We start from the raw sequence: 9920 nt of genomic DNA on the forward strand, positions 1-9920 counted from the left end.
GCTTTTTATAAGGAAATCTGGTACAATCCTTAAGTAATATTAATATGTATAGATATTACGAATATAGTACATACTTTAAGAAGGTGATTTTATTGAAATTAAATAAAAATTTACAAATATGTATATTAATCGCAACGTTAATATGCTATTCAATCTATTCTATGTTTTTCTTTCTATTCCCTACTCATTTTTCAAATTTCAATGTACGCTTCGCTTCACTCATCGTTGAAGCCATTACATTTATATCACTAATTTACTCTATATATTCTAAAAAAGTTAGTTCAAATCCTTTTTGGATATGTATCACAATAGCAATTGGTAGTTTTTTATTAGGAAAAATAGTATATACGTATCAAGATACCTTTTTCGAAATTCCAATACATCATTTTACTATTTCTGATGTATTTTACATGTTTTTTCTATTCTTCTGCCTTATCGCTTTCTGCTATAAAATCTTAAAAGAGTGCAATAAATGGGAAAAGGCGTTCTTTATTTGTGATCTATGTATCGTACTCATTTCTATATTTACATTAGAATGGTATTTATTTAATCAGCCAGATTTAAATATATTTTCCCTTTCACTGGGAGATATTTTTCTCTCCTTTCTATATCCAGTTGCAGACCTATTATTTCTTCTACTAGGTGTTAGTCTCTTTTTCCGTCCAACTGTTTTTAATTCAAAAAGGAAAATTTATATTTTTATTTTTGTATTAATAAGTTCTGCAACTTTTAACTATATTTATTTTTACTTACATAACCATTTATCAACTGACACGATAACATCATTACGTCTTTTATATAGAATACCTATATTACTTATCGCAATAGCTGGGGCTATTTCAGAAGATTATAATAGTCATAAAAATTATTTCATTGTAAACCCTATACTAGGAAAAAAAGTATTAGTCGTATTTCCCTATCTTGCTGTTGCAATACTAATCGGGTTTACATTAAAAGAACAAACAGCATCTTCAACTCTCATTACAGGAAATTGTATTACTTTTGTTTTCGTACTCATTCGTCATTCTATTGTACGTATGCAAAACAATTCCCTAACAAAACGTCTACAAGCATTTAATGCTCAACTAGAAGAAAAAGTTACTTTACGGACCTCTGATTTAGTCCAAAAATCAGAGGCTTTATCGCAAAAACAACAAAAATTCAAATCTTTATATGAGTATCATCCTGATCCTATTTTTACGATTGATTTAAATGGAATATTCTTAAATGTAAATAAAGCTGGGAGTATACTACTTGGAGCACCAACGAACGAGTTACTTGGTGAAACATGTTTTTCGATTATTTTAGAAGAAGATAAACATAAACTAGCATCTGCATTAGAAAAGGTTAAACAACAAGAATCAGCATCTTTACAACTTAGTTCTCAATATAAAGATGGCTTTACTTATTTTTTATACGTTACCATCGTTCCTATTATGATAGATGGACAAATTTCAGGAAGCTATATTATGGTAAAGGATATTACTGCGCTCAAAAAACAACAAGAAGAAATAAAATATTTAGCATTCCACGATACTGTAACGAAAATCGGGAATCGAGCCTTTTCCCATAAGAAATTAAGAAAAGTTATAAAGAATGCTCAAACAACACAAAGTGAGTTTGCATTATTATATTTAGATTTAGATCGCTTTAAAGTAATTAACGATACACTTGGACATTCGTCAGGTGATTACATATTAGAAGAAGTAGCAAAACGTTTCCAATCATGTCTTCCATCACATACTCATGTGTCAAGAATCGGTGGCGATGAATTTACAATTTTAATCGAAAACTATATAGACCATGATTCCTTATTCCAGTTATGTAACAAACTATTTGAAAGCATGAAAAAACCGTTTGTCATACATGAGCATAAATTAACTTTATCACTTAGTATCGGCATCGCTATATATCCATCTGGCGGAATCGATACCGCTACACTCTTAAAAAACGCTAATGTTGCAATGTATGATGCTAAGGAAAAAGAGCTTAACTCTGTCTCTATTTATGACGATGTAATCGCTAAAAAAATTGAAAGACGATTACAATTAGAAAAAGATTTACCAAACGCAATTCAAAATGAAGAATTATTCCTTTTATATCAACCTCAGGTTGATAGTGAATCTAATAAAATTATCGGTGCTGAAGCTTTAATCAGATGGAATCATCCCGAATTAGGTGTTATTTCTCCATATGAATTTATCCCGTTTGCCGAAGAAACACTACAAATTATTCCAATAGGAAAATGGACATTACAGCAAGCCTGTCAGCAAATGAAACGTTGGCACGCACTCGGATATTCACATTTAAAAATAGGAGTAAATCTATCTGCTAAAGAATTTGAACAAGAAGATTTTGTAAAGTCTATTTCTTCTACATTAGCAACTACAGGTTTACCAGCAAGTTCTCTCGATCTTGAATTAACAGAACGAATTGCAATGATGGATGAGAGAGAAACATTGATAAAACTGCGTACACTAAAAAGTTTAGGCATTCACATTTCAATCGACGACTTTGGTACAGGCTATTCTTCCCTAGCCTACTTACCTTTATATCCAATCGATACGTTAAAAATCCCGAGAGAATTTATTACAATGTCTGAAACGTGTGAAGATGGAATGGAAATCATTAAAACGATCATCACATTAGCACATACACTAGGAATGTCTGTCATTGCTGAAGGTGTAGAAACGAAAGAACACGTAAATTTCCTTCAAAAAAATAAATGTCAGTTTATTCAAGGTTATTATTACAGTAAACCTATTCATACAAATGCATTTACTAAGCTGTTAGAAAACGGTATTCGTCCATAGTATATAGCTCTATACAGAATATAATCGGCATAAGTAACAATGAATTTGAACAACTACAGTAAAAAGGAAAGAAGATACCTTCTTTCCTTTTATTTTTCCATTCAAATTTCTATTATTTGACGACTTCATTTATTAAATCTATTAATTGATGAATCCCCTCATCATTTGTTTTCTTATATCCATTCATGTTTTGAATATATCTCTCCTTATTGGCATACAACTGATTTACTGCATGTGTAAATGTACTATTACTTACTCTATCTTGAAGTAAAACTTCCGCATACCCTTGTTGTGCAAAATAGTCAGCATTTAAAACTTGATCCCCTCTACTGGAACCGTTAGTTAACGGAATAAGCAACATCGGTTTCTTCAAAAATAACAATTCAGAAATAGCAGTAGAACCCGCTCTGGAGACTACAACACTTGCCATATTCAATATATGCGGCAACTCTTCCCCTATATATTCAAATTGCATATAACCTTCCATGCCAATAGATGAGTCCATCTTTCCTTTACCGCACATATGAACAATATTAAAACCTATTAATAATGTATCTAAACTTTTCCTTACCATATCATTTATCCATTGCGCACCTTGACTCCCGCCCATAATTAACAATACCGGTTTATCTTGCTGAAATTCACAATAGCTTCTTCCTCGTAATACGTTACCTCTCTCGATTTCTTCTCTTACAATTGGCCCCACATAAACCTTCTTCTCAGTACTTACATTACCCCCTGTTTGAGGAAATGTTGTGCATAGTTTTTTAGAAAAAGGTAATGCTATTTTATTTGCCAACCCTAACGTACTATCTGGTTCACGTATTATTATAGGTACACGATTTAACCATGCCCCTATAACTACAGGAACTGAAACAAATCCTCCTGCAGAAAAGATAACGTCAGGCTTCATTTTCTTAATTAATTTATAACTTTGTAAGCAACCGTGTATAATTTTGAAAGGATCTTTAAAGTTCTCCCAATCCCAATATCTCCTAAGCTTCCCGGTTGAAATACTATTATACTTAACATTTTGAACCAATAATTTTTCAATTCCATTTTGAGATCCAGTATACTCAACTCTCCATCCCTTTTCTATAAATTTAGGAATCAATACAATGTTAATCATAACGTGTCCGGCTGTACCGCCCCCAGTAAAAAGAATCTTTTTGCTCATAACTTATATCCACCTTTATCATTAAAAATCTAGCTTTATATTAATCTTTCAAATGTAAATATACTTACTATTATTTATATAAATCTTTAAATCTATTCCTATATCTTGTAAAAGATCTTTGATGAGTTCATAAAAATCATTTCCATACTCACTACACTCATACTGAGCAAAAACTTGAATCACATGCCTAGTTCTTGTCTCTAGTGCTGGCTTTATTGGATCAACCTTTTTTTCTTCCACATACGCTCGATATTGATTTATTGCCTCATAGAGGTGCAACACATGCGCTTCTTCATCTTTCCAATCCAGCGTATCAACAATCGAAAGAAATAGCGTATTTTGATTATCTATTGCTTCATAACCATTCATATACTTCTTACACCCTTTTTTATTTTTCATTGAATGCAGATGTCACTGCGCTTCGCATACTCAAGTACATCTTTTAATGATTGATGAAATTGGATTTTTGGGACCCAACCTAACTTTTTTATATCCTCTAACACTAAACTTTTATTTGAGTCACTCTCAAAATTCTCTGTTTCTTTTATAGTAAAGTTCAGCTGTGTTAATCCTTTATATTGTTCTAATACATCTAATAAAGATCGTTTTACTCCTGATCCAATATTATATTCTTTTCCATTTATACCATCATGCAATAACAAATGATACGCTTTAACTGCATCACGTACATCTAGAAAGTCCCTACTATCTTTCAAACTGTTTACTTCAATAATTGGTTCACTTTTACCCGACTCTATATCTATCATTTTTTTTGCAAGAATAGAACAAATGCCATTCGATACTCCTGGACCAATTAAGTTCGAGGGCTTTGCAATGATAATATTTGAATCCATTAATCCACCCCAAGCCTCTGCGACGATTACTTGCATAGTTTTACTTAAACTATATGGATTTGAAACCTTTATGTTGTTCATACTATCTGCTTGCAATGCAGATCCTATAACTAATGTTCTACAATGTGGTGCTTCTTGCTTAATTGCTTCTAATAAATATAACGTCCCTATTACATTAATCTCCATGTATTCAAGAGCAGCTGTCCAAGACTCTATGACCGAATTCCTTCCTGCTAAATGCAATACATAGTCTGGCTTTATTTGTTTAATTACCTTCATTACTTCGCTCTTATTAGTTAAATTACAAGTAATGCCATTCCTGAATTTTTCTCTATATGAGCGATTTTGAAACATAGGAATTACATGAAAGCCCTTGTCTAAAAAATATTGGCAAGCATGGCGCCCTGTGAAGCCATTTGCACCAGTTATTAAAAGCTTCGCATTTTTTTTCATAGTAAAAATCCTCCTTTTTCTAACATTTGTTTCACCTCATGTTTTGCAAGTAAGTCTTGTTGAGAACTAAAACTCTTCACATCCACAAGCGGATAACTAGCATAATATTCTTGAAGTCCCTCTATAGGAATAGTCGGTAGTACCACAAAATAATTTTGATCAAAACTTATACTTGTTTTACTCTCTACCTCAGATAAAAGCATTTCACTTAATTTTTCACCAGGTCTTATCCCTACCTCTTTTATCTTCACGTTTTCTTTTTTTGAATCTTCAATCAACACTTTTGCTAAATCCGTTATTTTACATGCTGGCATTTTCATAACAAAGATCTCCCCTCCTCTTCCTTCAGATGCTGCTTTAAATAACAATCCAACAGCATCTTCAATTGTTAAGAAAAATCTAGTCATATTTTCATCAGTAATCCCTACCTGTGAAGACTTTTTAATTTGCTTTTTAAAAAGCGGTACCACACTTCCACTCGTCCCTAAAACATTTCCACCACGAACACAAATGAATTTTGTTTTCTTCGTTTGCACATTCGCATGAACCATTAACTTTTCACCAATTGCTTTTGTCATCCCATACGTATTTGATGGGTCGGCCGCTTTATCAGTTGAAACATATGTAACTTTCTCAACTTGCTTCTGGATTGATGCTTCAATTACATTTTGCGTACCATGTATATTTGTTTTTATAGCTTCATAAGGATAATACTCACATACTGGAAGATGTTTTAAAGCTGCAAGATGGAATACATAATGTACACCTTGGCAAGCATAGACTAGTTGGTCTTTATCACGAATATCTCCAATAATAAATTTTAATCTATCGTCATTTATAAACTGTTGCTGCATTTCAAACTGAACTGTCTCATTCCTTGAAAAAACCCTAATTTCTTTCGGCGATTTTTCTAATAGTTGTTTTATAAGTTCATGTCCCCACGAACCTGTTCCACCAGTAATTAAAATTATTTTATTAAGCATTCCTTTTCCTCCTACCATACATTTCAATAAAAATTGTACTTACCAAAGCTATTGAATTATTTTCAATTGATTCAAATCATAATCGTCGTTTGTTACATTAAATTGACAAAATAAAAAAACAGAAACTATTAAACATAGTTTCTGTTTTTCATTTCACCTCTTAACAGTAAGATTTTTCATACTGTTTGCACGATAACTATATTACTTGTAAAAAAACACCGCTCATTTATTTCATATACTCGTAATAAAATAAATAGAATGATTCATAACCAATATCATGTTTAAATTCATGAAAAGGGAGGTAATGGAATGTACCAAAGCAACTCAAATAATACATATAACGAAGCTTCCAAAGCACTTCCTCTCTCCCTATTTGATGTGAAAAATGAGTTAAAACAAAAATGCAAACTCATTCATTCTGGAACCATGTATAAATTAACGAAAGAAGAGCAACTCATCATCGACAACATAAAAGCACAAACAAAACAACTAAATAAAAATAATGTAACAAGAACACGTGCATACTACCAATTTTACACTCAATATCCAGAAATACATTGGGCACTACTTGGACATATGGTATCACGTAACGGTGGTTGGAATATGACCGATTTAAAGGGAGATTTATATACGAGAATTTTATCTGAGAAAGATCAAATTACATTTTTTACTTTCTTAGAAAGAGGAAATTGGCTCATTTTCCAAGATGTATATCCTCAATTTTTGCTATATGAACAAAGTGTAAAAAGATCACAAAGGCTATTTCACCTTCTCCCTCACCTAAATGTTTCTACATTTATGGAAACGATGTGGAACGATTTTTGGAAAACAGGTAACAAAAAAACATTAGCCATTGCAACTATTATTAATGAACAAAACTACTTAGAAAAAAGAGTTATTCAAAATGTACACTTTAAAAAGACTGTACTAAATAGTATTGGATTTAAACTCTTTGATTTCTTTCAGTTTAATCATATCCTTTTCCCATTCCACGAAAATGATAAGAAACAAAAAGTATTACTATTTGGTGATACAATGAAGCATTTTACGTCCTTGCATGAACGAATCTTAATTGGAAAAAGGTTGTATTCACTATTATTTCGGGATACACATATTTTATCTCAAATAATAAGTTGGGCCCAACATCATCCACACACAGGCTCAAGGAAAGATTACTGGCCTCATTTATTTTCAAGTGTAAATGAATCTTTTTCCCGTGAGTTTTATAAACGCCGAATAAAGAAATGCCAGTTGCGTAGTGGCGCATATCGTATATACAGCCCTGCACTCATCTACGCATGGCGCGATATGAAACATGAAGAAGATGAAAGTAAAGATTGGTTTACTGATTGGCAAGTTGTAAATTACTTAGTTGATAAGGAGGAGAGTATAAGTGGACAAATTTCAGAAGACTACTGCAAAACACTCGAAAAAATTGAACTTGCCATTCTCGCAAAGAAAAATGTCCTCCTTCGAGAAGAAGAATAATTTTCTAGCATTAGCAGTTACAATCTTACTCTCTGCTATTATTGGAACTTGTTTAGATGCTTTCTTTGTTAATAAACAAATATATGCTTTTCCGGTTAGACCCTTCTCATCCACATTTTCAGTTAACATAGCTTTCACGTTACTCGTACTACCGATTTTAACAGCCTCTTTTATACAAATTTCAAAAACATTATCTACAGTTTCTAGAACTCTATTTATTATTTCAATAGGCGTTTGCGCTAGCATTTTTGAGCAAATTGCTGAGAGGTTAGGTTTATTTATTCATAGTGCAGATTGGCATCATAGTTACTCTTTGTTTGGATATATGTTATTTTTATTTTTCATATGGAAGGTCTATCAGTCAATTATTAGTAAAAACGGATACTAAAAGGCTAACAATCCTTTTAATACCCGTTTTTATTATAATCCGTTCTTCCTTTTTCACATACAAATCTTTATGCATATGACTCTGATAACTCAATAATTTTATCACCGATACTTCTCTCGTCAATCTTTAAACATGTTGACGCATGATTCATTAATACTTCATGACTACCAATACAAATACTTTCCTTAGCATGTATAAACATTGATAAATCGTTTGAATCATTACCAAACACTACGAATTCTCCCTCTTGTATACCTAATCGTTTTAAGCCTTCCCATTTATCAATATGTGGCGGACTTATATCAATAATCCCCTCTTTATCGTGCTCATATATTCTTATAGGAAGTTCTTCCAACGCATTTATAATTAATTCTTTTTTTATATTATCAGGAAATAAAACCACCTTTACCACTTCATCAATTTCATCAATATTCATATTAATAGCCAATTGATTAGGGTCGATATTTTTGTAGATAGGGTGATTCTCGCTTCCTGTATAAGCATAATTCCACTGACTATCTACCAAATATGAAAGACTATACTTTTCTATGATTGAACGCATCGCACTTACTGTTTCAATATCAAAAGGTATAACTTCAACAACTTTTCTCTCCTTTGCGATAAAGGCACCATTCCCACCAATCATTGAATAATGATGCATATGAGTTGGTAGAACAGGTAATAAATCTCTAATAGGTCTAGCAGATGCAAATATAATCTCATGTCCTCTACTATGACAAGCGTCGAGCGCTTGAATAATCTCTTTGGTTATTGCTTTTCCTTTAAAACAAATAGTACCATCGATATCAAAAATAAATTTCATATACATCACTCCTTTCTTTTTAATGTAAATGAATTATTTTATAATAGACAGGACAGATGTCCCAAAAGGAGAAATATTATGCAAAAGATTGTAGATAATACCTTACTATTAAGCTACTTAAATAATGAGTACATAAAGAAGTTATTCCAACAATTCAATCATCCATTTGAGATTCGCAGATATGCAGCAAAAGAAACTGTATTACAAGAAGGCGAGACTATTGACGGCCTATACATTCAAATGTCAGGACGTACAAAGATAACTTCCAGTGTAATTACAGGTAAAGCATTATTACTACGCTTTTGTTCCGCAGTTTCTATCATGGGAGATATTGAATTAATTCAATCCGTAGACATACAATCTCATGTAACCTCCGAGCAACAGACTGATTTTCTTTTTATCGATAAAAATTATGTAACAAATTACCTATTACAAGACGTAGCCTTTCTTCAAGAGCTAATTCATCATGTCACTTATAAACTACAAACCTGCACAACTGCTTCACGTATCAATTTACTGGCTTCTGTGGAGACACGCTTTGCTAGTTATTTATGCACAGCCCGAAATCCATCTAATTTATTTGAGCGAGAAATTCATACTAAAGATCATCATGAAATTGCCTCATTAATCGGGTCAACTACTCGTCATCTTAATCGAATCATTGAAAAACTAATAACTAACAATATAATTCATAAAAATAATAAGCAAATTATTGTTGATGATTGGAAAGCTATTGAAGAACTTTCAAATGGACTACGATATGAATAAAAGTTTAATAATTATATAGACCCTACCTATAATAAAGAGACCGTTGTAAAATGGTCTTATCGCTGTCAAGTAGACAGTATTAAAAAGACTAAGCAGCCATCGAGACTCGATATTCTATCGGAGCTCGATGGTTGAGTCGTTTTTGGAACCGTTTATAGTTATAAAAGTAAATA

At 32.1% G+C, this 9920-nt stretch carries 9 protein-coding genes; 4 read left to right on the plus strand and 5 right to left on the minus strand.

Annotated elements, in window-relative coordinates; translation table 11 throughout:
• Window positions 1–92: 92 nt before the first annotated feature.
• Window positions 93–2813: a sensor domain-containing phosphodiesterase gene (locus tag MR071_RS22480; protein ID WP_242238055.1), complete on the plus strand. Its 2721-nt coding sequence runs from the start codon at window positions 93–95 to the stop codon at window positions 2811–2813.
• A gap of 112 nt (window positions 2814–2925) precedes the next feature.
• Here MR071_RS22480 and MR071_RS22485 read toward each other — a convergent pair whose 3' ends face one another.
• From MR071_RS22485 to MR071_RS22500, 4 genes are read right to left on the minus strand one after another with little or no spacing between them, the layout of a single operon-like run.
• Window positions 2926–3990 carry an undecaprenyldiphospho-muramoylpentapeptide beta-N-acetylglucosaminyltransferase gene (locus tag MR071_RS22485; protein ID WP_105585390.1) on the minus strand — a complete coding sequence of 355 codons (1065 nt, stop codon included), beginning with the start codon at window positions 3988–3990 and terminating at the stop codon, window positions 2926–2928.
• 48 nt (window positions 3991–4038) lie between these two features.
• Window positions 4039–4389, minus strand: a complete 351-nt coding sequence (locus MR071_RS22490) for a DUF6572 domain-containing protein (protein ID WP_105585391.1) — start codon at window positions 4387–4389, stop codon at window positions 4039–4041.
• On the minus strand, window positions 4386–5297 hold the full coding sequence (locus MR071_RS22495; protein ID WP_105585392.1) for an SDR family oxidoreductase: 912 nt from the start codon (window positions 5295–5297) through the stop codon (window positions 4386–4388). The genes MR071_RS22490 and MR071_RS22495 overlap by 4 nt, the downstream gene beginning before the upstream one ends.
• Window positions 5294–6280, minus strand: a complete 987-nt coding sequence (locus MR071_RS22500) for a UDP-N-acetylglucosamine 4,6-dehydratase family protein (RefSeq protein ID WP_242238056.1) — start codon at window positions 6278–6280, stop codon at window positions 5294–5296. The genes MR071_RS22495 and MR071_RS22500 overlap by 4 nt, the downstream gene beginning before the upstream one ends.
• Before the next feature lie 309 nt (window positions 6281–6589).
• On the opposite strand from MR071_RS22500, the gene MR071_RS22505 reads away from it, so the two are divergent.
• Together MR071_RS22505 and MR071_RS22510 are read left to right on the plus strand one after the other, a co-directional pair.
• Complete coding sequence (locus tag MR071_RS22505; protein WP_105585394.1) at window positions 6590–7768, plus strand: DUF2515 domain-containing protein; 1179 nt, start codon at window positions 6590–6592, stop codon at window positions 7766–7768.
• The gene (locus MR071_RS22510) at window positions 7743–8156 is read left to right on the plus strand and encodes a CBO0543 family protein (protein WP_142395808.1); all 414 of its coding nucleotides are present in this window, start codon (window positions 7743–7745) and stop codon (window positions 8154–8156) included. Before MR071_RS22505 ends, MR071_RS22510 begins: the two co-directional genes overlap by 26 nt.
• Before the next feature lie 67 nt (window positions 8157–8223).
• Here the strand turns inward: MR071_RS22510 and MR071_RS22515 are convergent, their stop codons facing one another.
• Window positions 8224–8979 (minus strand): HAD-IIB family hydrolase, encoded by a 756-nt coding sequence (locus tag MR071_RS22515; protein ID WP_105585396.1) that lies wholly within the window; start codon window positions 8977–8979, stop codon window positions 8224–8226.
• A gap of 78 nt (window positions 8980–9057) precedes the next feature.
• On the opposite strand from MR071_RS22515, the gene MR071_RS22520 reads away from it, so the two are divergent.
• A complete protein-coding gene (locus tag MR071_RS22520; protein WP_242238057.1) occupies window positions 9058–9747 on the plus strand; it encodes a Crp/Fnr family transcriptional regulator in 690 nt (229 codons plus the stop codon).
• The last annotated feature ends 173 nt before the right edge of the window (window positions 9748–9920 follow it).

Source organism: Bacillus cereus group sp. BfR-BA-01316, assembly GCF_022664195.1.
In the GTDB taxonomy this organism is placed as follows: Bacteria; Bacillota; Bacilli; order Bacillales; family Bacillaceae_G; genus Bacillus_A.

Bases quoted from the DNA above. Each gene is read 5' to 3' on its own strand.
- MR071_RS22485 (WP_105585390.1), bottom strand. From the start codon at position 3,990: ATGAGCAAAAAGATTCTTTTTACTGGGGGCGGTACAGCCGGACACGTT.
- MR071_RS22490 (WP_105585391.1), bottom strand. From the start codon at position 4,389: ATGAAAAATAAAAAAGGGTGTAAGAAGTATATGAATGGTTATGAAGCA.
- MR071_RS22495 (WP_105585392.1), bottom strand. From the start codon at position 5,297: ATGAAAAAAAATGCGAAGCTTTTAATAACTGGTGCAAATGGCTTCACA.
- MR071_RS22500 (WP_242238056.1), bottom strand. From the start codon at position 6,280: ATGCTTAATAAAATAATTTTAATTACTGGTGGAACAGGTTCGTGGGGA.
- MR071_RS22505 (WP_105585394.1), top strand. From the start codon at position 6,590: ATGTACCAAAGCAACTCAAATAATACATATAACGAAGCTTCCAAAGCA.
- MR071_RS22510 (WP_142395808.1), top strand. From the start codon at position 7,743: ATGTCCTCCTTCGAGAAGAAGAATAATTTTCTAGCATTAGCAGTTACA.
- MR071_RS22515 (WP_105585396.1), bottom strand. From the start codon at position 8,979: ATGAAATTTATTTTTGATATCGATGGTACTATTTGTTTTAAAGGAAAA.
- MR071_RS22520 (WP_242238057.1), top strand. From the start codon at position 9,058: ATGCAAAAGATTGTAGATAATACCTTACTATTAAGCTACTTAAATAAT.